Origin of the sequence: Celeribacter sp., from assembly GCF_048259695.1 — a bacterium.
Classification (GTDB): domain Bacteria; phylum Pseudomonadota; class Alphaproteobacteria; order Rhodobacterales; family Rhodobacteraceae; genus Celeribacter.
Genome location: NZ_JBLXHL010000009.1, coordinates 1 through 24,255, shown reverse-complemented (window position 1 = coordinate 24,255; position 24,255 = coordinate 1). Strand labels below are relative to the sequence as shown.

General features: G+C 60.5%; 23 protein-coding genes and 1 pseudogene. 11 read left to right on the top strand and 13 right to left on the bottom strand.

Features of this window, described 5'->3' with window-relative positions; all coding sequences use genetic code 11:
• Positions 1-63 precede the first annotated feature (63 nt).
• From ACN0Q0_RS14565 to ACN0Q0_RS14545, 5 genes and pseudogenes are all read left to right on the top strand, one after another.
• Positions 64-372, top strand: coding sequence for a DUF2849 domain-containing protein (locus ACN0Q0_RS14565; protein WP_417244135.1), 309 nt, complete (start codon positions 64-66; stop codon positions 370-372).
• Complete coding sequence (locus ACN0Q0_RS14560) at positions 365-2,035, top strand: nitrite/sulfite reductase (RefSeq protein ID WP_417244134.1); 1,671 nt, start codon at positions 365-367, stop codon at positions 2,033-2,035. Before ACN0Q0_RS14565 ends, ACN0Q0_RS14560 begins: the two co-directional genes overlap by 8 nt.
• Positions 2,025-2,774: pseudogene (locus ACN0Q0_RS14555) on the top strand (phosphoadenylyl-sulfate reductase); the annotation flags it as partial. The gene ACN0Q0_RS14560 and the pseudogene ACN0Q0_RS14555, both read left to right, overlap by 11 nt.
• On the top strand, positions 2,757-3,197 hold the full coding sequence (locus ACN0Q0_RS14550; protein ID WP_417244201.1) for a DUF934 domain-containing protein: 441 nt from the start codon (positions 2,757-2,759) through the stop codon (positions 3,195-3,197). The pseudogene ACN0Q0_RS14555 and the gene ACN0Q0_RS14550, both read left to right, overlap by 18 nt.
• Before the next feature lie 128 nt (positions 3,198-3,325).
• Positions 3,326-4,162 (top strand): ferredoxin--NADP reductase, encoded by an 837-nt coding sequence (locus ACN0Q0_RS14545; RefSeq protein ID WP_417244200.1) that lies wholly within the window; start codon positions 3,326-3,328, stop codon positions 4,160-4,162.
• A gap of 161 nt (positions 4,163-4,323) precedes the next feature.
• Here ACN0Q0_RS14545 and ACN0Q0_RS14540 read toward each other — a convergent pair whose 3' ends face one another.
• Positions 4,324-5,091, bottom strand: a complete 768-nt coding sequence (locus tag ACN0Q0_RS14540) for a translation initiation factor 3 (protein WP_417244133.1) — start codon at positions 5,089-5,091, stop codon at positions 4,324-4,326.
• A 214-nt stretch (positions 5,092-5,305) separates the two neighbouring features.
• Here ACN0Q0_RS14540 and infC point away from each other — a divergent pair, with 214 nt between their 5' ends.
• Positions 5,306-5,851, top strand: a complete 546-nt coding sequence (infC, locus tag ACN0Q0_RS14535) for a translation initiation factor IF-3 (protein WP_417244199.1) — start codon at positions 5,306-5,308, stop codon at positions 5,849-5,851.
• 136 nt (positions 5,852-5,987) lie between these two features.
• Here the strand turns inward: infC and ACN0Q0_RS14530 are convergent, their stop codons facing one another.
• The 12 genes from ACN0Q0_RS14530 to ACN0Q0_RS14475 all read right to left on the bottom strand — a co-directional run bounded on the left by ACN0Q0_RS14530 (position 5,988) and on the right by ACN0Q0_RS14475 (position 18,487).
• Positions 5,988-6,779, bottom strand: a complete 792-nt coding sequence (locus ACN0Q0_RS14530; RefSeq protein WP_417244132.1) for an FAD binding domain-containing protein — start codon at positions 6,777-6,779, stop codon at positions 5,988-5,990.
• 11 nt (positions 6,780-6,790) lie between these two features.
• The gene (locus tag ACN0Q0_RS14525; protein ID WP_417244131.1) at positions 6,791-7,282 is read right to left on the bottom strand and encodes a (2Fe-2S)-binding protein; all 492 of its coding nucleotides are present in this window, start codon (positions 7,280-7,282) and stop codon (positions 6,791-6,793) included.
• A 76-nt stretch (positions 7,283-7,358) separates the two neighbouring features.
• On the bottom strand, positions 7,359-8,339 hold the full coding sequence (locus ACN0Q0_RS14520) for an XdhC family protein (protein WP_417244198.1): 981 nt from the start codon (positions 8,337-8,339) through the stop codon (positions 7,359-7,361).
• 425 nt (positions 8,340-8,764) lie between these two features.
• Positions 8,765-10,804 (bottom strand): enoyl-CoA hydratase-related protein, encoded by a 2,040-nt coding sequence (locus tag ACN0Q0_RS14515; RefSeq protein WP_417244130.1) that lies wholly within the window; start codon positions 10,802-10,804, stop codon positions 8,765-8,767.
• Positions 10,805-10,939: 135 nt separating this feature from the next.
• Positions 10,940-11,161 carry a hypothetical protein gene (locus ACN0Q0_RS14510; protein WP_417244129.1) on the bottom strand — a complete coding sequence of 74 codons (222 nt, stop codon included), beginning with the start codon at positions 11,159-11,161 and terminating at the stop codon, positions 10,940-10,942.
• Between the two features lie 154 nt (positions 11,162-11,315).
• On the bottom strand, positions 11,316-11,501 hold the full coding sequence (locus tag ACN0Q0_RS14505) for a hypothetical protein (RefSeq protein WP_417244128.1): 186 nt from the start codon (positions 11,499-11,501) through the stop codon (positions 11,316-11,318).
• A 107-nt stretch (positions 11,502-11,608) separates the two neighbouring features.
• The gene (locus ACN0Q0_RS14500) at positions 11,609-11,926 is read right to left on the bottom strand and encodes a TraR/DksA family transcriptional regulator (RefSeq protein ID WP_417244127.1); all 318 of its coding nucleotides are present in this window, start codon (positions 11,924-11,926) and stop codon (positions 11,609-11,611) included.
• A 157-nt stretch (positions 11,927-12,083) separates the two neighbouring features.
• Entirely contained in the window at positions 12,084-13,238 is a 1,155-nt protein-coding gene (locus ACN0Q0_RS14495; RefSeq protein ID WP_417244126.1) for a FliM/FliN family flagellar motor switch protein, read from the bottom strand.
• 182 nt (positions 13,239-13,420) lie between these two features.
• Complete coding sequence (locus ACN0Q0_RS14490) at positions 13,421-16,165, bottom strand: ATP-binding protein (protein ID WP_417244125.1); 2,745 nt, start codon at positions 16,163-16,165, stop codon at positions 13,421-13,423.
• A gap of 2 nt (positions 16,166-16,167) precedes the next feature.
• Positions 16,168-16,632, bottom strand: a complete 465-nt coding sequence (locus ACN0Q0_RS14485; protein ID WP_417244124.1) for a hypothetical protein — start codon at positions 16,630-16,632, stop codon at positions 16,168-16,170.
• On the bottom strand, positions 16,619-17,017 hold the full coding sequence (locus tag ACN0Q0_RS14480) for a response regulator transcription factor (RefSeq protein WP_417244123.1): 399 nt from the start codon (positions 17,015-17,017) through the stop codon (positions 16,619-16,621). Before ACN0Q0_RS14480 ends, ACN0Q0_RS14485 begins: the two co-directional genes overlap by 14 nt.
• Positions 17,018-17,119: 102 nt before the next feature.
• Entirely contained in the window at positions 17,120-18,487 is a 1,368-nt protein-coding gene (locus ACN0Q0_RS14475; protein ID WP_417244122.1) for a short-chain fatty acyl-CoA regulator family protein, read from the bottom strand.
• A 267-nt stretch (positions 18,488-18,754) separates the two neighbouring features.
• Between ACN0Q0_RS14475 and ACN0Q0_RS14470 the strand changes: the two genes are divergently transcribed.
• From ACN0Q0_RS14470 to ACN0Q0_RS14450, 5 genes are all read left to right on the top strand, one after another.
• A complete protein-coding gene (locus ACN0Q0_RS14470; protein WP_417244121.1) occupies positions 18,755-20,095 on the top strand; it encodes a substrate-binding protein in 1,341 nt (446 codons plus the stop codon).
• 177 nt (positions 20,096-20,272) lie between these two features.
• Positions 20,273-21,304: a branched-chain amino acid ABC transporter permease gene (locus tag ACN0Q0_RS14465; RefSeq protein WP_417244120.1), complete on the top strand. Its 1,032-nt coding sequence runs from the start codon at positions 20,273-20,275 to the stop codon at positions 21,302-21,304.
• 4 nt (positions 21,305-21,308) lie between these two features.
• Positions 21,309-22,532, top strand: a complete 1,224-nt coding sequence (locus ACN0Q0_RS14460; RefSeq protein WP_417244119.1) for a branched-chain amino acid ABC transporter permease — start codon at positions 21,309-21,311, stop codon at positions 22,530-22,532.
• A 12-nt stretch (positions 22,533-22,544) separates the two neighbouring features.
• Positions 22,545-23,306: an ABC transporter ATP-binding protein gene (locus ACN0Q0_RS14455; protein WP_417244118.1), complete on the top strand. Its 762-nt coding sequence runs from the start codon at positions 22,545-22,547 to the stop codon at positions 23,304-23,306.
• 11 nt (positions 23,307-23,317) lie between these two features.
• Positions 23,318-24,070 (top strand): ABC transporter ATP-binding protein, encoded by a 753-nt coding sequence (locus ACN0Q0_RS14450; protein WP_417244117.1) that lies wholly within the window; start codon positions 23,318-23,320, stop codon positions 24,068-24,070.
• Positions 24,071-24,255 lie beyond the last annotated feature (185 nt).

Sequence of the window (24,255 nt, the reverse complement as noted above, 5' to 3'; positions counted from 1 at the left end):
CCTGTGCAATATATAGAACAATGTTCTAAATTGAGCGTAGGAAATCGCAAGTGGAAAACTCTCATGGCTCGCCCTTTTACGCCCAAAGTCGTCACCGCCAACGCCCTTCTCGAGGGGGACGTGATCTATCTCGACGCCAATGGCACATGGGTGCGTGCGCTCGGTGACGCGGCCCTCTATAAGGACGCCGAAACAGCCGAGGCCGCACTGGCAACAGCGGCCAAGGACGGGATGCAGGTGGGCGCCTATCTGGCCGACGCCATCGAGGGGGCGACCGGACCGGAGCCAACCCACTTTCGTGAAGACTTTCGCCGCACAGGGCCATCCAACTACGCCCACGGCAAACAGGTAACAGGAGCCGCAGATGTATAAGTACAACGACTTCGACGAGGCCTTTGTCCGCGCGCGCTGTGCCCAGTTTCGCGGGCAAGTGGAGCGACGCGTCGATGGATCACTGACCGAAGACGAGTTTCGCCCGCTGCGCCTGATGAACGGTCTGTACCTGCAATTGCACGCCTATATGCTGCGCGTGGCCATTCCCTATGGCACGCTCAACCCTGACCAAATGGACCAATTGGCCTATATCGCGGACACGTGGGACAAGGGCTATGGCCATTTCACCACCCGCCAGAACATCCAATACAACTGGCCCAAATTGCCCGATGTGCCTGACATGCTCGATGCGCTCGCCGATGTCGACATGCACGCGATCCAGACGAGCGGCAACACCATCCGCAACGTGACGGCCGACCACTTTGCCGGCGCTGCCGCCGATGAGGTCGCCGACCCGCGCCCCGTGGCCGAGCTGATCCGTCAATGGTCCACCGACCACCCCGAATTCCAGTTCCTGCCGCGCAAGTTCAAAGTCGCGGTCACAGGTGCCGAGGCCGACCGCGCCGTGGTACGGGCCCATGACATCGGTCTCGTCCTCAAAAAACACAACGGCGAATTGGGCGCCCAGGTTATCGTCGGGGGGGGCCTTGGCCGCACACCGATGGTCGGCAAAGTGCTCAAGGACTTCATCTCCTTTGGCGACCTGCTTCCCTACCTTGAGGCGGTTGTCTCGGTGTGGAACCTGCTCGGGCGTCGCGATAACAAGTATAAAGCCCGCATCAAAATTACCGTACATGAGCACGGCATCGACGATATCGCCGCGCGCGTACAGGCACGCTTCGACCAGATCCGCCCCGATTTTGACGAGACGGCTCTGGACGTTCTTGCACAAATCGAACCCTTCTTTGCCCCCCCCGCCTTCGTCGATGCCCCGATCGACCCCTACACCCGCGCCTATGAGAGCGACCGCATGTTCCGCGCGTGGGCCGACACCAACCTCGCGACGCACAAAGCCGACGGATATGCCATTGTCACTGTGTCGACAAAGGCCCACGGCAAGACGCCCGGTGATGCGACATCGGCGCAAATGCGCGTCTTGGCACAGGCCGCCCGCGATTGGGGTCACGACGAATTGCGCATCTCGCACGAGCAAAACGTTATCCTGCCCCACGTTCACAAATCGAACCTGCCCGCGCTGCACGCCGCATTGAAAGCCGCCGGGCTTGCCACGGCAAATATCGGCCTGATCTCCGATATCATCGCCTGCCCCGGGATGGACTATTGCGCACTGGCGACCGCCCGCGCCATTCCCGTGGCCCAAGGCATCGCAACCCGTTTCGACGCGCTGAAACTCGAACACGACATCGGGGCGCTCAAAATCAAGATTTCGGGCTGCATCAATGCCTGTGGCCACCACCATGTCGGTCACATCGGCATTCTCGGCCTCGACCGCGCCGGCGTTGAAAACTACCAGATCACCCTTGGCGGGGACGGCACCGAAACCACCGTGATCGGCGAACGCACCGGACCGGGCTTTGCCTATGACGAGATCATTCCCGCGATCGAGCGGTTGATCCACGCCTATCTGGAGCTGCGCGACAGCGCCGACGAACCCTTTATCGCGGCCTATCGCCGCCTCGGAATGGAGCCGTTCAAAACGGCCCTTTATCCCGCCAAAGAGGACAGCGCACATGCCGCATGAGGCTGACCTTCTGACGTCCACCTACGGGTCGGTCGATGACCGCGTGGCGCGGCTCAACGACCGCTATCGCAACCACTCGGCCACCTCCGTGCTTGAACTGGCGCTGCGCGATGCCGAACTGGGGCGCATCGCACTTGTGTCCAGTTTCGGCGCGGAAAGTGTCGTGTTGTTGCACATGATTTCGGTGATGAATCCCGACACGCCGGTGATCTTTATCGACACCGAAATGCTGTTTGCCGAAACCATCGCCTATCAGCTTGACCTCGTGAAAACACTGGACCTGCGCGATGTGCGCCGGATCCGGCCCGCGCCCGTGCGCATTGCCGCACACGATCCCGAGGGTCTTTTGCACAAAAGCGATACCGATAGCTGCTGTGCGCTGCGCAAGACCGTGCCGCTGCAAACCGCGCTCGGCGGCTTTGACGCATGGATCACGGGACGCAAACGGTTTCAGGGCAACAGCCGCCAAACGCTTGATTTCTTTGAGAACGAATTGGACACACGGATTAAAATCAATCCGTTGGCCCATTGGGCGCCCCAGGATGTACAGGACTACATCATCAACAACCGCCTGCCCCGTCACCCGCTCGTGGCCAAGGGCTACCCCTCGATCGGATGTGCGCCGTGCACCTCGCCCGTGAAAGCGGGCGAAGACCCCCGTGCGGGGCGGTGGCGCGGCAGCCAAAAAGAAGAATGCGGCATCCATTTCGTGGACGGCAAAATGGTGCGCGGACCCGTTCCGGCCCACCCCACCCCACCACTCACACAAGACACGGGAGACACCGCCATGAGCGTGATTGTCCAGGACAACGGCTTTACGACGGATGACTTTGACGGCATCTGGATCGACCTACCCTCCGACACCGATCCCGCAACACTGACCCAATACAGCAACGCCGAGGGCATCCGCATCGACTTCCCGTCCTTCTCGGACGGGCGCGGTTTCACGCTCGCCCGTTTGCTGCGCCTTGGTGGTTACAAGGGTCAGTTGCGCGCCCGCGGGCATGTGATCGCCGATCAATACGCGATGGCGCGGCGTGCAGGGTTTGACGAGGTGGAAATCTCCGCCGAACTGGCCGCCCGCCAACCCGCCGCGCAATGGATGTTTCGCGCCGAATGGACCGCCAACGATTACCAGAGCCGCTTGCGCAAACGCGCCTGACAGATCAAAACAGCACCCGATGGCCCCTGTGGCGATGCCCCGATGGATCTCGCCACAAGGCAAGGGTCGAACCTGATCTGGATCAAAGCTACATGCGACATACTCATTTAGAGAGCATCAAACCCGATATGAACGAGCAGAGCCAAGTGACCGAAATTAAAACAAAACCCGTCCCCACCCTGCCCGATGCCGCCAAGGTGTTGGAGGTAACCCATTGGGATGACCGCCTATTCTCGTTCAAAGTGGAACGCCCGCAAACGCTGCGCTTTCGCTCGGGCGAGTTCGTGATGATCGGCCTGATGGGCGATGTGAACCCGAAGACGGGCAAGGCCAAACCGCTGTTGCGCGCCTATTCCATTGCCTCGCCGTCATGGGAGGAGCATCTGGAGTTCTATTCGATCAAGGTTCAGGACGGCCCGCTGACCTCACGTCTGCAACATATCAAAGTGGGCGACGAGATCATTTTGCGCCCCAAACCCGTCGGCACCCTCGTCGTAGATGCGCTGTTGCCCGGAAAACGGTTGTGGATGTTCGCCACAGGGACGGGCATTGCCCCCTTTGCCTCACTGATGCGCGAACCCGAAGTATTTGAAAAGTTTGACGAAGTTATCCTGATGCACACCTGCCGTCAGGTTTCCGAACTGGAATACGGTCGTCAGTTGGTCGAACATATCAAGTCCGACGAAATGCTGTCCGAGATCGAACAGGGCAAGCTGCGCTATTACCCGACCACCACGCGCGAAGAGTTCCACCATATGGGCCGCGTCACCGACAACCTGTCCTCGGGCAAGGTGTTCGAGGATCTCGGCATAGAGCCGATCAACCCCGAAACCGACCGCGGCATGGTGTGCGGCAACCTCGCGTTCAACAAAGACATTATGGTCATTCTGGATGGCTTCGGGCTGCGCGAAGGCGCCAATTCCGAGCCAAAGGAATATGTGGTCGAAAAGGCCTTCGTCGACTGATCGCACCCCATAGCGACACGCAAATGGCCCCGCTCAGGCGGGGCTTTTTTGTCCGCAACAGGATGGCTCGGGACCAACGCCCCCCAAAGCCCCATAAAAAGGCCGCGCGAGGTTCCCCCCGCACGGCCTTCATTCGTTTCAATTCAAGTCAGGGACTTGACTTACATACCAAGCAGCGTGCGAACACGTTCGAGAACGGCACCCAAAAGCTCGGGGCTGTCTTTGGCGCGATCCAGAGCGGTGATCACAGTGGCTTTGGCATCGTCAGCCAATGGCGCGGCTTCGACCATTGCAGTGACTTTATCAAGGTCGAACCCGTCAACCGTCAGCAACTCTTTCATCGCGTCCATGGACATTGCAGGCATCGCATCAGCGGCAGCGTCTGCGGCATCTTTGGCGGCGTCCGATGCGTCGGCAGCCATATCGGTGGCCGCGTCGGTTGTCCCCTCGACGGCGTCGGCAGCCATATCGGCGGCACCCTCCACCATGTCGGTTGCGGCATCGGTTGCGCCCTCAGCCATATCGGCGGCGGACTGTGTGGCCTCCGCTGCGGCTTGCGTCGCTGCATCGGCGGCATCGGTTGCGGCCTCGACAGCACCATCGGCGGCGTCCGTCACAGCATCAACGGCATCAGCGGCAGCGTCGGTCGCAGCCTCGACAGCGCCCTCAGCAGCTTCGACAGTCGCGTCAGCAGCCGCCTCTACGGCCTCGACAGCATCGGACGCACCATCGGTGGCGGCCTCGGCCGCGCCCTCGACAGCCTCGGTCACAGCGCCGGCAGCATCGGTTGCGGCCTCGGTGGTTGTTTCGACAACAGAAGTCGCAGCACCAGCGGCGGCATCAGCGGCATCTTTGGCGTCCTCTTTACACGCGGAAAGGCTCAGAGCGAGACCTGTGATGATGGCGCCGGTAACGAAACGATTGGTCATTTGTGATCCTCACATACAATTAGAAATCTTCTATTTCTGGCGGCATCATATGCCATGCTGCAACTGCGAAGAAAAGAGGACTTTGCACCTCAAAGACACACGCGCAAAGGATTGCCGAGTTTGCGGTTGTAAGCCGCGTTCATTCGCTCTATTTTTGCGCTTGATCACATATCGGATCGCCCACATTTTCAGAAATCACAAATAGGAGCGTGTCATAGCCCGCCGCCCACACAGAGCCCCGCCGACCAGAGAAACCGGTCCTCGTATCAACGAACATATTCGGTCACCGGAAATTCGCCTCATCGGCGCAGATGGAGAAAACGTTGGCGTTGTGACGCCTCAACGCGCCATGGAAATGGCCGCAGATGCCGAACTCGACCTCGTGGAAATCTCACCGAACGCAGAGCCGCCCGTGTGTAAAATCATGGATTATGGCAAGTTCAAATATGAACAGCAAAAACGTGAATCCGAGGCTCGCAGAAACCAAAAGATCATTGAAATCAAAGAGGTGAAGTTCCGTCCCAACACGGACACCCATGATTACGGTGTGAAAATGCGCAGCGTTTCGAAGTTCTTGGAAAACGGCGACAAGGTGAAAATCACCATGCGCTTCCGTGGCCGCGAAATGGCGCACCAGGATCTGGGTCGCAACCTGCTTGAGCGCGTTGCAGAAGACACCAAAGAGATCGGCAAGATCGAAAACATGCCGAAAATGGAAGGCCGCCAGATGATCATGATGATCGGGCCACTTCCAAAATAAACACGCTGCAGGGCCGACAAAACGGCCCGCCGCATCAGACGCCGAGTCTGACAGGGTATCCCCGAAGCCTCACGGTTTCGGGGATTTTTTATGGTCGAAAGCCACAGATCAGCCCGCGTTACCGACCCGACTCACCCTAGGCACGGGCGTTTTGCACCGCGCGGCGCGTCATCACACCAATTAAATGAGCACGGTAATCCGCCGCCCCATGCGGGTCCGACAGCATGCCATCCGCATCGACACTCAAACCGTCGAGCGCCTCGGGGCTAAAATCGCGCGACAATGCGGCCTCGGCCTCACGCCACCGGAACACGCCATCGCCGCTCGCCCCCGTCACGGCCACGCGGACATCGCCGTCGAAATCCGCGACGAACACCGCCACAAGCGCAAACCGCGAGGCGGGTTGTTCGAACTTGGCATAGGCCGCACGGGTCGGCACGGGGAACCGCACCTCGGTGATAATTTCCCCCGGCGCCAACGCCGTCTCGAACAGCCCGACGAAGAAGTCATCCGCCGCAATCGTGCGCTCGGGCGTACAGACATCGGCACCACACGCCAGAACAGCCGCGGGGTAACAGGCCGAGGGGTCATTGTTGGCCACCGATCCGCCGATCGTGCCACGTGTGCGCACCGCCGCGTCACCGATTTGCCCCGCAAGGGCCGCAAGCGCCGGAAACCGCGTGGCCTCGCGGGCGATTTGTGCATGTGTGGTCGCCCCGCCGATGCACACCCGCCCGTCATCCCCGTCGCAAATCCCCACAATCTCGGACAGCCCCGACAAACAAACCAGTGCGGAGGGCATCGCAAGGCGGGCCTTGAGTGTCGGGATCAACGTCTGACCGCCGCCCAACGCCTGTGCATCCTCGTCTTCGAGCGCGGCAATCGCCTCGGCCAATGACGCGGGCCGGATCAATTCAAAGTCGTACATGGTGCGCCCTCCTACTCAGCCGCGATGCCAGAGACGTCCTGACCGCTTGCGGCCATGATCGCTTTGACAATGTTATGGTAGCCGGTACAGCGACAGATATTGCCCTCAAGGTGACTGCGGATCTGCGCCTCATCCGGCTTGGCCACCTCTTTGAGAAGCGCCGCCGCCGACATGATCATGCCCGGCGTACAAAACCCGCATTGCAGCCCGTGGTGTTCCTTGAACGCCGCCTGAAGGGCCGACAGCCCCGCGTCCTCGCCATCCGGTACCGCCATGCCCTCGATCGTGGTGATCTGCGCCCCCTCGGCCTCAAGCGCAAAGACCGAACAGGCCTTTACCGGCGCACCGTTCATATGCACGGTACAGGCCCCGCACTGGCTTGTTTCGCATCCGACATGGGTGCCCGTCAAACCGCCATCGCGCAGGAAATCGACCAAGAGCGTGCGCCCCTCGACCTGTGCCGTTTTGTCCTCACCGTTAATATTTAGCGTGAGCATCGTCATGGCGCGCCCTCCTTGTTGTCCCGTGTGTGAGCAGACCACAGATCGGCCCCGCCCGTAAAGTGCCACCGCGCCGGTGTCAGTCGCCGCGCATCACTTCGATAATTTGCCCCAGAATCGACACCGCGATCTCGGCGGGCGACTGTGCCTTGATCTTGAGCCCCACCGGCGCGTGAAGTCGTGCGATCTGATCCGCGCTCAACCCCGCCTGCGTCAGCCGCGTCACACGTTTGGCATGGGTACGCGTGGAGCCGAGCGAGCCGACATAGAACGCCTTGGACGTGAGCGCCCGCATCAAAGCGGGGTCATCGAGTTTGGGATCATGGGTGAGCGTCACCACGGCGGTGCGGGCATCCAACCCATAGCGATCAAGCGCCTCATCGGGCCAGTCATCGCTTATCTCTTCGGATGGAAAACGGCTCCCGGATGCAAAGGCCCCGCGCGGGTCGATCAGATGCACATCAAATCCCGCAATCCGCGCCATCGGCAACAGGGCTTGGGCGATATGCACCGCGCCGATCACGGCGATGCGCGCGGGCGGGTTGTGAATGGCGACAAAGGTCTCGCCATCGGCCTCGATGCCGGAGCGATCCGACGCAAACCGTGCCGCAAACTCGGCGGGATCCGCCACACGGCGCGCCCCGCGCGTCAAATCCACCACATAGGCCACAGGCGTGCGCGTTTCACGGGCGGCCACGATCTGCGCCAGAAGCGCCTCGGGCATCACCGCGCCAACGGGTTCCAACAGCACGCGGATGGTCCCGCCACAGGCCAAGCCGACAGAAAACGCATCCTCATCCGACACCCCGAATTCCAGAATTTTCATCGCGGGGGCGGCAATAAGGTCAAGCGCCTCGGTGATCACCGCGCCCTCGACACAGCCCCCCGACACCGAGCCGATCATGTCACCATGTCCGGAAATCGCCAATTGGCTCCCCACGGGGCGCGGGGCGCTGCCCCATGTGTCGATCACTGTGGCCACAACGGCCCCGATGCCATCGCGGTGCCACCGCAGCGCAGTTTCGCAAATCGCGTTCGGATCAAGAGTCTCGGTCACAATAATATCTCCCCTGATCCCACCTTAGCGTCCAAATGGCGTGCCGCAATACGCGCACGGACAAGCCCCGTTCGCGGCACTGCACAGGTCGTGTAAAAAGTGAAAAAAATGGCGTCCGGGGAGAAACGCATAAACCCTCGGACGCCAGTATAGTATTCAGCCCACGCACAAAGGACTGGATACGGTGCGAACACTCAAAAAGAGGGCTCGCAGGAGGATTGCAGAGGGCCTCAGTCTGACTGAGGACGAGGCCTCCTGCGCTCAAGAATGAAACTAGGTCATGCACCCCACCCCCTCCTTGATTTCGATCAAGAGGACAAACAAAAGTGCGATTGCGCCAAAATTTTCTGTATCAGGCCCCGCCACCGCGTAGAGCCGCAGGTGGCAAAGGACACCACCGGACACGAAGTCCGTTAAAAATCAGACGATTACGGCGCGCGGTTGAGGTGGTCGAATGTCTCGCCACCTTTGACCAGCTCATGCCAAAGTGCCGCGGGGGCCCAGATTTCCGGTGCGGAAACAGCGTAGCGTTTCAATGCTTTTTCCGCCTGCAGCGGGGTGATTTTGTCGGCCCACTTCATCGGTCCGCCGTGATGGCGCGGAAATCCTTTGCCCAACATCATGATCACGTCGATATCAAGCGGCCGCTCGACCACGCCACGCTCCAACAGATGCACGCCGGCGTTGGCCTGTGCCAACAGGATCCGCCCGACCAGTTCGCCATCTTTAAACGCGGTCGGGGAAATCTCCCCCGCCTCGCGCAACATCTCGATCACTTCGACAGCTTCAAGATCAGAGCCCTCCGCATCATAAAATCCGCGCCCCGAAACCGCCGACAGCCCCGCGGCGTCCAGTGCCTGTGCCACCGTGCCACCAAAATGTTCAAGGCCGATCCGATCCATCATCGCACACGGGCCGACCGGAAACCCGAACCGCACCATAGCCGCGTCGATCTGTGACGGCGTCGCCCCGAGCAACAGACAGACATCCACGGCCTGAAGCCCCGCATCCTGAACAGCGTTGGCCACAAATCCGTCGTGGGCCTCCACCGTCACAACGCGCTTTTCAAGCTGTGTGAACAGGGCATGAAAGGTCGCAAGAGCGGCAGAGTGCGTTGCGGGGGCGCGGCCCAGTTCCACCAAACGGATCAGCTGTGCGGGGGCAAAGACATGTGCGGCGCAAAACCGCTCCGGATGCGACAGCTTGCCCGCCATCTGCGCCACAGCACGATCGGACACCGTGGCCAAAGGCGTGTCTGCGGCCATTGCCGCCTCGACCGCAAGCAGGGTCTGGACACGGGTATCAAGGGCGCCGGTTGTGGCCTCGATCACGGCATCGCAATCGGCAAAACCGGCGGGATCGGCGCTTACGAAAAAGGCGTCAAGGCGGGATTGCTTTTGCTCTGCACTCACCTGCCCTCTGGTTTCGGCCGCGACATAGGCGGCGTTGATCTTTTCCAGAATGGTCTGTGCGACCTGCGCCGTCGGAGCCAGAAAGCGCACATTGAACCCGTGGTCCAACGCCGACAGACACAGGCCCAACGCGAGGTTCGACGCCCCCGACAGGCCAAGCGTTTTCACGGGGCGCGCCTCATCCGTGGTAAATCCGCGCGGACGCACGGCACGGCGTTCACTGAGGTAGGCATGGCGCAATGCGGCACTTTGGGGGGCGGCCAGGGCATCCGCCCGCTCGGTCTCCTCACGCCCGACACCGGCGTCAAACGGCAAGAGCATCGCCGCCTCCACGCAATCAATGATCCGCTTGGCCCCGAAAGCCCGCGGCCCGTGCGTGCGCCGCGCCGCGGCGATGGCCGCACGGCCCGCACCGGCCTGCGTAAACACCTGATCCATATCGCGCACGCGGCGCGGACCTGCGCCTTGCGCCACACAGTCACGGGCAAACGCCACCGCCGCCACACGCAACTTTTGCGTGGTCACAAGATCGGCAAGCCCCATCGCATGGGCGTTTTGCGCCGCAAGTGACCCCGCGGACAAAAGCGCGGCAAGGGCGGCCTCCACCCCGATCAAACGCGGCAAACGTTGTGTCACGCCCCCCGCAGGGACGAGCGCGAAACTGGCATCCGGAAAGGCAAATCGCGCATTCGCGCCCATAACACGGTAATGCGCGGCCAGTGCGAGTGCCACCCCTTCGGCCACCACGGCACCGGCCAATGCGGCCACCACGGGCTTGGTACACATCTCGATCCGGTTGCACAGGGTATTGAGGTCGGGAAAGGCCTGTGGCCGGTCAAGGTCGGCATCGCTCATGCCACGCGAAAACCGGTGACCCTGTGCGGCCAGAACAATCGCTGTCACGGACGGGTCGGCATCGGCGGTCTCGATATGGGCGTAAATCTCGGCCCGCATCGCATCGGTCAGCATATTGGCGGGGGGATTGGACAGGACAACAGACGCAATAGGCCCGTTGATCTGTAACACGGCCTGCGCCACATGCCTTTTGATCGCCATAACCCCTCCTACCCCGTGAATAACAGCCTCACCTATTTCTGGACCCAAGCCGCGCTAAAGGCAAGGAACTGTTGGAAAAGACGTCATATTCGCCTCACCCGTTTGCGCCCCGCATCGACGGCCGTTTGCAAAGGGCTATGCAGGGTCGGCGGCGGGTTTGGGATAAAGCACATCAGCGGCGTCTTGTTCCAACTCCGCCTCCAACCGCACCAGATCCGCCGGAAGCGGCAGGCCAAGGTTGGACAACTCAGAGAGCTTTTCGCGCAATTGCTCTTGCAAAATGTGGCGGTCCGCAGGGCGCTGCGCAATCTCGTCAAGGATCATGTAGACTTGTATCTTGAGCGCTTCAAAGGCCATGACGGCCTCCTTTCAATGATCAATCTGCCAAGGAATTTGGCAGCAAATCCAGACTAGGGCGTTGTGCTGCGCCCTACAAGGACAGGTGACACGCCATGGCGCAAGAGGGCGCAACAGGCCGCAAAACGGGTCTCATATGCGCGTCATACGGGCCTCATACGGGCAGGTTATCCCACAAATCATCCTCCGCCTCGGCACTGTCATCCGCAACCACCACTTTGAGCGGCGTGGCGTGTTGCCCCGCCTCGTGCAGCTTTGCTTTCAGCTTTTCGGCCACATCATGGTCCCCCACAAGCGTGTCGACGATCTGGTCGATTTCTCGGTCTGTTTTCTTGGTCATGGCAATCCTCCCGTTGCGGTGCGCACGAATGCGGCGCACGTCATTTCAGTCTGGTTGCGGCCCGGTTCGGGTCGCGCGGCGGCCCTGTGTGGCAAGGTCATGCGTGGTTACGCGGCACAGGTCCGGCACAGCGGCGTGTGCGGCACAAGGTCAAGGCGCTCCTGACCAATCGCCTCACCGCATCGCCCGCAAACCCCGTACTCGCCCGCGTCAATCCGCGCGAGGGCGGCGGCAATCAGGGTCAATTCAACCTGTCCCGCATGCCCCATCCCCTCAAGAACCTCATCGCCTTCGCGTTCTATCGCCGAGTCGTCCCAATCCTTGGACTGGGGCGTATCAAGTTCCGCATCAATATCATGTAAACGCGCCTCAAGCTCGGCCTGACGAGCCAGAAGCTGCACACGTCTTTGTTCGAGGCTTTTCATACGAGACCCTCCTGATGCGCCATTGTCGCGCACAACCTCGCGTTGAGCCTTGATTCACATCAAGAGCCAATCAGGACGCGGGACACCGGATGCAGGATACACAGGCCAAAGGGGATCCCCCCATTGCGGGACGGCGCGGATCACGCGCGACGCCGGATCACTCGAAATCCGGCAGTTCACCCAAAGGTGGCAGGTCACCGAGCGCAGGCAAGTCATCAAAGTCGCCCATATCGCCGAGCGGTGGCAAATCATCCATTGCGGGCAAATCGCCAAGCGGAGGCAGATCGCCAAGGTCCGGCAAATCGCTCCCCGCCGCGTCAAGGTCCGGCAGATCCCCCATCGCAGGCAGATCACCGAGGTCCATATCACCAAGCCCCGCCTCACTGTCGGACCCGCCCACACCAAGATTGCTCAAGGAAGGCAGGTCGCCCCCTCTCGGCGCCATGCCGCCCATACCGCCCATGCCCGCCAGATCCCCGAGGTCAAGCGCCCGACCGTCAAGCGGCCCGTTGGATCCGTCATCAGGGGTCAAATCAATCCGCACCGCCCGCGCCCCGCCGATTTGACCGATCCGGCCCCGGCTGATCTTGCGGCCATCCTGCGCACGGATTTCCACCCGTGATAACGCCTCGCGCGGGATCGGGATCAATGTCCCCTCCTCCCATGCGGAGACCTCCGACAAGGAGAGCTTCATATGGTGCAGCACGGTATCGAGCGTCACATGCGTCCCCATCACCACGTCTTTGAATTCCTTGCCCCATGCACTGTCCTCGCCCTTGACCCGTTTGGGCGGCGGGGCGTCATAGGGGAAAATCAGCACGACGGTGCTTTCGCGGGCCACACGGCCGATTTTCACGGTGATGTAAAAACACCGGTACGGCACATCGTCAAAGGCCAGCGCGATAGAGCGCGCCTCCTGAAGACGGGCGGCATAACGGAACCCGTGGACTTTGGGGGGATCGGGGGATTCGGAAATCTGGTCCTCGAACTCTTCGAGCATCCGGTCCATCAAATCCGAACACATCACCGCATCCGTGGTGGAGGGCTGTCGCTCCTCGGGGGCCATCGGCAACACCGACCCTGTGGTCATCTGTTCGACGACAGAGGCCGTGGTGATGTGATCGAACACCATCAACCCGAACTGGTTCAACGGCCCCTCCAACAGCGCCAGAAGCGCATTGCCCGGAAGGCTCGCGGTCAGGGCCGATACCGTCTGGCGACGCTCCTCGACCTGTTGGACCTGAAAAATCAGCTCCATCGCCTCTTCGGCCGCTTTGGCAAACCCCACGCGCAACGCTTTGGTTGGCGACATGGGTTGCACTTCCGGTGGCGGGCGCCCCGCTCCGGTTTTGCGTCTCAAGGCTGTAATGACGTCTTCGTCTGACATGCGTACCTAGATTCCTGACTGATCCCGATTTTGCCCCAACTCGGTAAACAAAACCTTGATTCAGGTAATAATTATTACCGTGCCTCTAAAATAATCCCGATCACCGCTCAGGACGGGCGTGGCGGTTTGCGGCGTATACGCGGCAGCTCAAGACGGAATGCCGCGCCCCCCTGTCCGGGCAGGTAGGAAATCGTGCCGCCAAGGTTGAGCATAATCTCGCGGCAAATCGCAAGACCAAGCCCCGCCCCCCCCGCTTTGGCGTGATCGGTCAAGCGTGAGAACTTTTCGAAAATCATCGCCTGTTTATCGGCGGGAATGCCCGACCCGTTGTCAACGAAATCGATCTGAAGCCGGTCCCGCCCGATCCGTGTCGCGGTGATATGCAACGCGGGATTGGTCGCGTCACAATATTTGCGCGCATTGGTAATCAGGTTGATAAACACCTGCGCAAGGCGGTCCGGGTCGGTATCAATGGCAATGTGTTCGCTCAACTCGGCACGATGCACAGCCAACGCCATGTCGGTGCCGCCCTGTGTTGTCGCCTGAACCGCACGCGCAATCACATCGTGCAAATTGGTCCGCGCCCAGTTCAACGTCACCTGACCGTTTTCCAACACCGACAGGTCCAACAGATCGTCAAGCAACCGCGTCAGGCGCTGCGCCTCGTCATGGATGATGCCGGAAAACCGTTTGAGATCTTCGGGAGCCATGCCGGCGCCGCCCGCCGTATTGCCTCCTGTGCCGCCCCCCATGTCACCACTGTCGCGCAAAATTTCGGAAAAGGCACGAATCGAGGTCATAGGTGTGCGCAACTCATGGCTGATCTGGCTCAAAAAGGCGTCCTTCTGGATCGACAGCGCCGTGAGTTTCTCGTTGGCCTCGCGCAATTGACGTGCGGTGCGAACCAGTTCCGTGGACTTGGCTTCGAGCTGACTGGAGTATTCCATAATCTGCGCCGCCTCATCGGCCACCGCCATCAGATCCTCGACCGACACGACCGAACCGCCGACCAGTTGGCCAAGCATGGCGTGGGCGGTGGCCGCCCCCACAGAGCCCGCAAGCTCGCGTTCCAACCGCTCCAGAAAGGCGGGGGTCACATCGGGCAAATAGCCCTGCTTGCCCTGGGCCTCGGCCTCGATCTGAAACAGCTTTTGTGCCTCGGCGGGACCAACGATGCGTTGCGCCATCATCAACAGGTCCTCGGCCTCGGCCAGACCTTCGGACCACCGCCGCGCCGATCCCGTATGTTCGAACACATTGACGAATTGCGCGCCCTGAAGCCGCTCGACGGGGCGCGGGAATGAAAACAGGGACCCCACCGCAAAGACCAGCGTATTGAGCGCAATCGACCACCCCACGGCATGCACCACCGGATCGGCGCCCGTAACGCCGAACAGGGCTTGCGGGCGCAGCCATTCCAGACCGAACGGACCGTGGGCCATAAAGGTCTCCGTGAAGCCCGCCGCCGCCCCGAAAGAGGGCAGGAACATCGTATAGGCCCAGATCACGAAGCCCGTCACAATGCCCGCAATCGCCCCCACCCGCGTGGCCCCGCGCCAGAACACGCCGCCGATCATCGCCGGCAAGACCTGTGCCACGCCTGTGAACGAGATCATGCCAATCGCCGCGAGCGCCTCGGAGCCGCCCGAGATATGGAAATACAGATACCCGAGGCTCAAAACCCCCGCGATGGAGATACGCCGCGCCAGCAACACGACCGAGCGCACATCGCCCGACACCGTTGCGCCCTCTTTGCGGCTCGACAGCCAGATCGGCATCACGATGTGGTTGGACACCATCGTCGACAGGGCAATCGCGGCCACAATCACCATCGAGGTGGCCGATGAAAACCCGCCCAGAAAGCTAAGCGCGGCAAGCGCCTGTTTGTCAAAGTTGAGCGGGATAGTCAGCACGAACATGTCGGGGTTCGCCCCTTCCGGCAGCACCGCAAGCCCCGTCACGGCAATCGGGATCACGAACAGCGACATGCCGAACAGATAGAGCGGAAAGGCCCATCCTGCGGTGAACAAATGGCTCTCTTCGGGGCTTTCCACCACAAGCACCTGAAACATGCGCGGCAAGGTCAAAAACGCCGCCGCCGCCAATAGCGTCAGCGTCACCCACCGAGTGCCGTTGATCGACTGTTGCGCGATGGGAGAGGTATCAATACGCGACAAGGTTTCGCCCAGACCGCCGCCCACGCCCCAGACCACAAACACACCCACCGCGACCAGAGCCACGAGCTTCACCACCGCCTCCAGTGCGATGGCGGTCACAACCCCGTGGTGACGCTCGTTGGCGTCAAGGTTGCGGGTGCCGAACAGGATCGTGAACAGGGTCAGCCCCCCCGCAACCCAAAGCGCGGTTTTGTTCAGGTCCGTCACCACCATCGCCTGTGGGTCATTGATCCCGAACACCGCGAATGAAAGTGCAACCGATTGAAGTTGAAGCGCAATATAGGGCGTGGCCGCGATAACAGCGAGCAAGGTGACAAGCACCCCAAGGGTGTTGGATTTGCCAAACCGCGACGAAATCAGGTCAGCGATGGAGGTAATGCGCTGTGTGCGACCGATCCGCACCAGTTTGCGCAACACCCACCACCATCCGATCATCACAAGGCTCGGACCGACATAGATCGTCACGAACTCAAGGCCGGAACGCGCCGCATAGCCCACCGCGCCGTAAAACGTCCACGCGGTACAATAGATCGACAGCGACAGCGTGTAGACCACGGGGGAGCGCAGCCACCCCAAACGGCCCCGCTCGGCGCGTTTTTCCGCCCAGAAAGCCACGGCAAACAACAGCGACGCATAGGCCAGACAGACCAGAACCAGAATGTTGAACGACAGCACCTCTAGTCCTCCTTGTGGTCCGGACCGGCGGGTGCGGTGTTTTCGCCGCGTCTCTCCCCCTGTGACGCCTTGGCCCCCTGCCCCCCTTTGGGAATAGGGGGGGCTTGCGCCACTTTGCGCTGCATCGCCACGGCAAACACCACACTGCCGACAATGGCCAACCCCCAGATCGCAAACACATACACCACCGAACGCACGCCGCGGCCTACGGGTTCGCCCGTGTCATCGCCCCCCCACAACAGCGGCAACAGATAGAGGAAAAATAGCAAGACAGGCAAAAGGCGATGCGCATCGATCCAACGGCGCTGACGATAGGACGCCCGCGCGAGATAGAGCGGCGTGCGGCGTTCCGCCCGAGACAGATCGGGGTGTGTCAGATCGGGCCGCGCGGTATCGGGATCAGGACGCGGCACCTGTTCGAACTCCAGAGGGTCACGGGGGCCGCCTTTTGGCTCAGGCATCGCCATCGTGGGTCGCACTTTGCGCATCACGCGCCAAATTGCGCACCGCCTCCAACATATCGGCATTGGCAAAGGGCTTGGTCATAAACACCGACACGCCCGAGGCCTCGGCCAGTTCGCGGTCTTTTTTCTGCCCCCGCGCCGTGAGCATCAAAATGGGGCGGGATTTATGCGCCTCCATCTCACGCAGCTCGCGCAGGATATCGAAACCGGATTTATTGGGGAGCATCACGTCGAGAATAATGATGTCGGGGACTTTGCTCTCGACCGCCGCCACCGCCGTGCCGCCATCGGAATGCGTTTCGACCGTCCACCCGTCACGCGACAGAATAAACCGGATAGCTTCAATGATATTTGGCTCGTCTTCGATGAGCAGGACACGTTTGCCCATGCAACAACCCTCTCCCCTTGGTCCCGTCCCTTATCGCCGCTCGGGCGGCCTGAGTCAAAAGGCTTCACCACCGAATGCGCAAACGACCCGGCTTACGTTTGGTCAACGCAGGTCCTGCGCGTGATCCAGCGTGACCAAAGACGGCTCGCGCCGCGCCGCACAGTCCGCACGCACACAGACGCGACAGGTCGAGCCCACGCCCAAGGCCTCGCCGGACGGCAAAGGCGGCACACCTGCGTGTTCGATCGGCACGACCATCATCGTGGCCTCGACGATCTGCGGCGCATCAAACTGTGGCACCTGTGTCGGCTGACAAATCGCGTAGGCAACAAAACGGCGGGCGGGTTGCCCCTGTGCCTCGATCACACGGCGCAAGGGGACGGTCGGTCGCAAAAGCGCCTGATAGAGCGGCCAAAGTGGACAGGCCGCCCCGAAGCGGGGCAACACAAAACCGTCAAGCGGCTTGCGAAAGGTCAGCGTCCCCGAACCGTCACAACGGGCCAGACCAACCGGCGGGCGGTGATCGGCGGGCGGCAATGCGGCGAACCTGCGCATTGCGGCATCAAGCGGCACCCCCGCCACCCGCGCCAAGGCCGACGGATCCGGGCCAAACTCCGCCAGAACCGCGTCCACCTGATCAAGTGGCATAAGAGCGGCATCCTGCGCGGCCTTGACCTGCCAATCGCGGGCGAGCGTTTGCGCGGCACGGCTTTTGAGCGCACTGGAGACCGGATTGGCCGCCCCGCCGGTTTGCAGCACATCCCCGTCCGGATCCGCCCCCCCGTCCACAGCCACATCATCACCAAGGGCATAGGACTGCGCGGCGAGCCACGCCTCCACCTCATCAAGCGGCGTCGACAGACCCTCATGGGCCGATCCGATGGTGTCAAGATAGGTCACAAGCGATTGCGCCCCGTCGGCAAGGCGCTGACTGTCCTCGTAGATATTGCGGTGAAAGCGCACGCGCCACTCGGGGTCGATATCGTCGCCCGCATTCAGGATACCCGCGGTGGAGCGCACCGCCGTCACCGACGACAACAGATCGTGCAGCGCATCACTCAGATAGGGGTCATGGGCCAGACGGTCATTGAGCGCCTCGACACGGCGTTCCAACGCGCCGATATGGTCGCGTTGCTGCATCACCAACCCCGCCCATCCGGGAAAACGGTCGGCGAAATCCTCCACACGGTCGACCTCCGCCAGATCCCGCGCCTCGCCCGCCTCGCCCGCCGCCGCCCGCAGCCCGTCAACCAAAGGCGCATGCGCCCCCTGTGACAGCGCCACCAGATCGGCCTCGAGTTCACGGGCCAGATCCACAAGCAGCTTTCCGGCGATTCTCCGGCGATTGTGTTCGATCAGGTTCAGGTAAGCCGGCGAAATCCCGACCCTACGGGCCAGATCGGCCTGTTTTATGCCTTTGAGCGTGCGGCGCTCGCGAATGCGGCTGCCTGTGAGGGTGGACCGTGGCATCTGTATTCCTTAGCGTTTTCAGCGGCTTTCTGCGTATGCATCCACGCGATGCTGCAATCGCGCGAAAATTTATTTACACTGTGTACCACCGCATTGTGTAAACGTTAACAAAAAAATCATTTTACAAGAGTGACTTGTTGAGAAATTTTCTCATCCCCCCTCATACTCGTGGCATCCTGTTAACGCTTTCGTGCGTAAAAAACAGGTGGCGATCCGAACGCGGAGGAGGCGGCTCGGGTCGGAATAAAACCTTTAGGGAGGATAAATATGTCCACATCCAACTTTACACGTCGCGGTCTGCTCAAGACCGGTGCCGTCACGGGTGCAGGTCTCGCTATGCCGACGATCTTCACTTCTGGCGCCATGGCGTTCACCAACGAACCGACGGGCGGCACTGTGACGCTCGGCTTCAACGTTCCCCAGTCCGGCGCCTACGCCGACGAGGGTGCCGACGAGCTGCGCGCCTACGAGCTTGCTGTCGAGCACCTCAACGGTGGCGGCGACGGCGGCATGATGAACACCTTCAGCTCCAAAGTGCTCGAAGGCAACGGCATTCTGGGTAAAAAGGTCGAGTTCGTCACCGGCGATACCCAGACGAAATCCGACGCAGCCCGCGCATCCGCAAAATCCATGATCGAAAAAGACGGCGCTGTGATGATCACAGGCGGCTCGTCCTCCGGTGTGGCCATCGCGGTTCAGGGTCTGTGCCAAGAGGCAGGCGTCATCTTTATGGCCGGTCTCACACACTCCAACGACACCACGGGTAAAGACAAGAAAGCCAACGGCTTCCGTCACTTCTTTAACGCGTACATGTCGGCTGCGGCCCTCGCGCCTGTGCTCAAGAACCTCTACGGCACCGACCGTAAGGCCTACCACCTGACCGCAGACTACTCATGGGGCTGGACACAAGAAGAGTCGATTGCCGCCGCAACCGAAGCTATGGGTTGGGAAACCGTGAACAAGGTTCGCACCCCGCTCGGCGCCGGCGACTTCTCGTCCTACATCACGCCTGTTTTGCAAACAGACGCAGATGTGCTCGTGTTGAACCACTACGGCGGGGACATGGTCAACTCGCTCACCAACGCCGTTCAGTTCGGCCTGCGTGACAAGATGGTCAACGGCAAGAACTTTGAAATCGTTGTGCCGCTCTACTCCCGCCTCATGGCGCGTGGTGCCGGCGAAAACGTGAAAGGCATCCACGGGTCCACCAACTGGCACTGGTCGCTTCAGGATGAGGCCTCCAAAGCCTTCGTTAAATCCTTCGGCACCAAATACGGCTTCCCGCCCTCACAGGCGGCACACACCGTATATTGTCAGACGCTTCTGTACGCAGATGCCGTGGCACGCGCCGGTTCGTTCAACCCGTGTGCGGTTGTCGAAGCGCTCGAGGATTTCCAGTTCGACGGCTTGGGCAACGGCCCGACCCTCTACCGTGCGGGCGATCACCAGTGCTTCAAAGACGTTCTGGTTGTGCGCGGGAAAGAGAACCCGACATCCGAGTTCGACCTCCTCGAAGTGGTCGAAGTCACGCCGGCAGCTCAGGTCACATACGATGTCGACCACCCCATGTTCGCCGGTGGCGCACTGGGTGAGTGTAACGCAGGCTAACCTGCCAACACTTCGGAGCGCTTTGCCACCAATGGTGTCAGGCGCTCCACCTCATGCAATTGAAACGATCGGGGCCGCGTCTTTCGCGGTTCCGGTTCCCTCACCTCCGCGTCTGACACAGGCAGCGGCATTGAGGGTTTCATGCCAAAGCACAACCACAATCCTAAGGTGGGGACGATGGAGACGATTCTTTCGCAATTGCTCAACGGGCTTGATAAGGGCTCGGCTTACGCGCTCATAGCACTCGGGCTTACACTTATTTTCGGCACGCTCGGTGTCGTGAACTTTGCCCACGGGGCAATTTTCATGATCGGCGCGTTTTGCGCCGTGACACTGTCGCGCATTTTCTCGATTTCATTCGAGACGGTCGACCCGACCAAAACCGACTTTCTCGGCAACCCCGCCGTGATCAAAACCCCCTACGTCGAGGCCTGGTTCGGCCCGGAGACAGGGGCATGGCTGATCGACTGGTCTGTGCCACTCGCCATTTTGTTCTCCATCCCGATCATGATCGCGGTGGGCTACATCATGGAACGGGGCCTGATCAAACACTTCTACAAACGCCCGCACGCCGACCAGATCCTCGTGACCTTTGGTCTGGCCATCGTGCTTCAGGAAGTGATCAAGTATTTCTACGGCGCCAACCCCATTTCGACCCCCGCACCGGACGCCTTTAAAGGCTCGTTCGATTTCGGCTCGCTGCTCGGGTTCGAAGCCAACCGCATCGTCTACCCCTACTGGCGTCTGGTCTACTTTATGTTCGCCGCTGTCGTCATCGGTGCCGTATTCTCCTTTCTGCGCTTTACCACCTTCGGGATGGTTGTCCGCGCCGGTATGGCGGACCGCGAAACCGTGGGTCTTCTGGGCATCAATATCGACCGCCGCTTTACCTTTATGTTCGGCCTCGCCGCCGCCGTGGCAGGGACAGCGGGCGTGATGTATGCGCCGGTTCTTAGCCCGAACTATCACATGGGTATGGATTTCCTCGTGCTGTCCTTCGTTGTGGTGGTTGTCGGCGGCATGGGCTCCCTGCCCGGTGCTGTCGCCGCAGGCTTCCTGCTCGGTGTGCTCGAAAGCTTCGCCTCGATGAACGAAATCAAGTCGATCATCCCCGGTATCGACCAGATCATCATCTACGTCGTCGCCATTATCATCCTGTTGACCCGTCCGCGCGGTCTGATGGGCAAAAAAGGCGTGATGGAGGACTAATCAAATGCTCGGACTCAATAAAACTGACACAAAGTTCCTGCTGATTGTAATTGCGTTGACCATGCTCACGCCGTTCCTGATGCAGCCCTTCGCCGAAGGATCGGGCCTCGCCCAGTTCAACGGCGGCTATCCCGACCTCATGCAAAAGGTCGCCATTTTCGGCATCTTTGCTGTGGGCTTCAACATCCTGTTCGGCCTCACCGGCTATCTCAGCTTCGGCCACGCCGCGTTTCTCGGCATTGGCTCCTACTCTGCGGTATGGATGTTCAAATTGCTGAGCATGAATGTCATTCCCGGCATTTTGTTGGCCATGATCGTCGCGGGCATCTTTGCTCTGGGCATCGGTTATGTCTCGCTGCGCCGCTCGGGCATCTACTTTTCGATCCTCACACTGGCCTTTGCACAGATGTGCTACAAAATGGCCTATTCGGTGCTGACCCCCATCACCAACGGTGAAACGGGCCTGCAACTGGCGCTCGACGATCCGCGCATTCTCGATGGGGCAAGCCAATCAGGCTCGCTGCCCGTGACCAACCTGTTCGGTCTGGCGATGAATTCGTCCTACAAACTCGAAGCTCTGGGCCGTGTCTTTACCTTTTCCGTGGGCTACTATTTCTGTGCGATCATTGCGATCATCGCCTTTTACATAGCGATCCGCATTTTCCGCTCGCCCTTTGGTATGATGCTGCGTGCGGTGAAATCCAACCAGAACCGGATGAAGTTCACCGGCCTCGACCCCAAACCCTACACGCTCGCCGCTTTTGTGATCTCGGGCATGTATGCCGGCCTCGCCGGTGGCCTTCTGGCCGCAATGGACCCGCTCGCCGGGGCCGACCGTATGCTGTGGACCGCCTCTGGTGAGGTTGTCATTATGACCATCCTCGGCGGCGCAGGCACATTGATGGGTCCGGTGTTGGGCGCAGGTGTGATCAAATACCTCGAAAACATCTTTTCCAAGATCAACGAGAGCGTCTTGCACTCCTGGTTCCATTGGTTGCCCGACGGCATCGAAGAGATTGTGGTCTGGGTCTTTGCCCGCTTCACCGGCGAAGGGTGGCACCTCACCCTCGGCGTGACCTTCATGCTCGTCGTCACCTTCCTTCCGGGTGGTTTGGTCGAGGGCCTCAAGCATATCTCGACACGCCTCAAAAAAGGCAAAACCAAACGGGACAAATACGACGATCCCGATCCCGAACATCACCCCGACCCAAGCAAACACGTCGTTTAAGGAGCGCTCAAAATGGGAATTCTTGAAGTCAAAGGCGTGGGGAAACGTTTCGGGGGCCTGCAAGCTCTCGGTGATGTAAATCTCTCCGTCGAGGAAAACACCGTCCACGCCATTATCGGTCCCAATGGCGCGGGCAAATCCACCCTTCTCAACTGTCTGGTGGGCAAACTGATCCCCGATACGGGCTCTGTCATGTTTGACGGCCAATCCGTTCTGGGTCGCTCGCCCCACGAGATCAACCAAATGGGCATCTCCCGTGTGTTCCAGACCCCCGAGATCTTTGGCGATCTGTCGGTGATGGAAAACATGATGATCCCCTGCTTTGCCAAACGCGATGGCGCATTTCGTATGCACGCGATGGGAAGCATGGGCGCCGAGGTCGACCTCATCGAAAAGGCAGAAAAAATGTTGAACGATGTCGGCATGTTGGAAAAATCCACCATGTTGGCCTCCGCCATGTCGCGCGGGGACAAACGCCGCCTCGAGATCGCGATGTGTCTCGTACAAGAGCCGAAACTGCTGCTGCTCGACGAGCCGACAGCGGGGATGGCCCGTGCCGATACCAACAACACCATCGCCCTGCTCAAAGAGATCAAGGAACAACGCGACATCACCATCGCAATCATCGAGCATGATATGCACGTTGTGTTCTCTTTGGCGGACCGCATCACCGTTCTGGCGCAGGGCACCCCCCTCGTCGAGGACACCCCCGACAACATCAAGGGCAACCCGAAGGTCAAAGAAGCCTATCTGGGCGAGACACAAGAGGTCTAAGGAGCGGACACATGGCAGAAAAACAGTTCAACCCGAACGCCAATCACGCCGAAACCGCACCTGCGTTCTTTTCGGCATGGGACATTCACGCCTACTACGGCGAGAGCTACATCGTTCAGGGTGTCACATTCAACATCCACGAAGGCGAAATCCTAGCCCTCCTGGGCCGCAACGGCGCGGGGAAAACCTCGACCCTGCGCGCACTCGCCCGTCTGGACGAGCCGCAAGTGACCCATGGCGAGATCTGGCTCGACCACAAACGCCTTCACGAGATGAAGTCCTATGAGGCCGCAGTTCAAGGCATCGCTCTGGTCCCCGAGGATCGCCGCATCATTCCGGGCCTCACCGTTGAGGAAAACCTGCAACTGGCGCAGATCGTCGAACCCGTCGGATGGTCGCTTGACCGTCTGTACGAACTTTTCCCGCGTCTGCGTGAGCGGCGCAAACAAGAGGGCGTCACGCTTTCGGGCGGCGAACAACAAATGCTCGCCATCGCACGGGCTCTGGCGCGCGACATCAAGGTGCTGTTGCTCGACGAACCCTATGAGGGCCTCGCCCCCGTGATCGTCGACGAGATCGAAAAGACCCTGCGCATCATCAAGGCACAGGGGATCACCACGGTTCTGGTCGAGCAAAACGCGGTCCGCGCACTCAACCTTGCCGACCGTGCAGTAATCCTCGACACCGGCACGGTTGTGTATGATGGTAGTGCGAAAGAGGTTCTCGAGAACGAGGCGCTGCGCGCCGAATATCTCGCGATCTAAACACGACACGGCCCCCGCGACCCGCAATTTTGCGGGGGCCGCCCGCTCCTTTTAATAGCGCGGGCGTTTACTTTTCTGGGAGGAAAACCATGTCTGACAAATCCTATGCCCCCACGGCCGCATTTACGGCGTCTGCCCATATTGATCGTGCGGCGTATGACGAGATGTACGCGCGGTCTGTGTCT

Coding starts and splice junctions, on each gene's coding strand:
- ACN0Q0_RS14565 (WP_417244135.1), top strand. CDS start 64: ATGGCTCGCCCTTTTACGCCCAAAGTCGTCACCGCCAACGCCCTTCTC.
- ACN0Q0_RS14560 (WP_417244134.1), top strand. CDS start 365: ATGTATAAGTACAACGACTTCGACGAGGCCTTTGTCCGCGCGCGCTGT.
- ACN0Q0_RS14550 (WP_417244201.1), top strand. CDS start 2,757: ATGGTGCGCGGACCCGTTCCGGCCCACCCCACCCCACCACTCACACAA.
- ACN0Q0_RS14545 (WP_417244200.1), top strand. CDS start 3,326: ATGAACGAGCAGAGCCAAGTGACCGAAATTAAAACAAAACCCGTCCCC.
- ACN0Q0_RS14540 (WP_417244133.1), bottom strand. CDS start 5,091: ATGACCAATCGTTTCGTTACCGGCGCCATCATCACAGGTCTCGCTCTG.
- ACN0Q0_RS14530 (WP_417244132.1), bottom strand. CDS start 6,779: ATGTACGACTTTGAATTGATCCGGCCCGCGTCATTGGCCGAGGCGATT.
- ACN0Q0_RS14525 (WP_417244131.1), bottom strand. CDS start 7,282: ATGACGATGCTCACGCTAAATATTAACGGTGAGGACAAAACGGCACAG.
- ACN0Q0_RS14515 (WP_417244130.1), bottom strand. CDS start 10,804: ATGGCGATCAAAAGGCATGTGGCGCAGGCCGTGTTACAGATCAACGGG.
- ACN0Q0_RS14510 (WP_417244129.1), bottom strand. CDS start 11,161: ATGGCCTTTGAAGCGCTCAAGATACAAGTCTACATGATCCTTGACGAG.
- ACN0Q0_RS14505 (WP_417244128.1), bottom strand. CDS start 11,501: ATGACCAAGAAAACAGACCGAGAAATCGACCAGATCGTCGACACGCTT.
- ACN0Q0_RS14500 (WP_417244127.1), bottom strand. CDS start 11,926: ATGAAAAGCCTCGAACAAAGACGTGTGCAGCTTCTGGCTCGTCAGGCC.
- ACN0Q0_RS14495 (WP_417244126.1), bottom strand. CDS start 13,238: ATGTCGCCAACCAAAGCGTTGCGCGTGGGGTTTGCCAAAGCGGCCGAA.
- ACN0Q0_RS14485 (WP_417244124.1), bottom strand. CDS start 16,632: ATGGCGATGCCTGAGCCAAAAGGCGGCCCCCGTGACCCTCTGGAGTTC.
- ACN0Q0_RS14480 (WP_417244123.1), bottom strand. CDS start 17,017: ATGGGCAAACGTGTCCTGCTCATCGAAGACGAGCCAAATATCATTGAA.
- ACN0Q0_RS14475 (WP_417244122.1), bottom strand. CDS start 18,487: ATGCCACGGTCCACCCTCACAGGCAGCCGCATTCGCGAGCGCCGCACG.
- ACN0Q0_RS14470 (WP_417244121.1), top strand. CDS start 18,755: ATGTCCACATCCAACTTTACACGTCGCGGTCTGCTCAAGACCGGTGCC.
- ACN0Q0_RS14465 (WP_417244120.1), top strand. CDS start 20,273: ATGGAGACGATTCTTTCGCAATTGCTCAACGGGCTTGATAAGGGCTCG.
- ACN0Q0_RS14460 (WP_417244119.1), top strand. CDS start 21,309: ATGCTCGGACTCAATAAAACTGACACAAAGTTCCTGCTGATTGTAATT.
- ACN0Q0_RS14455 (WP_417244118.1), top strand. CDS start 22,545: ATGGGAATTCTTGAAGTCAAAGGCGTGGGGAAACGTTTCGGGGGCCTG.
- ACN0Q0_RS14450 (WP_417244117.1), top strand. CDS start 23,318: ATGGCAGAAAAACAGTTCAACCCGAACGCCAATCACGCCGAAACCGCA.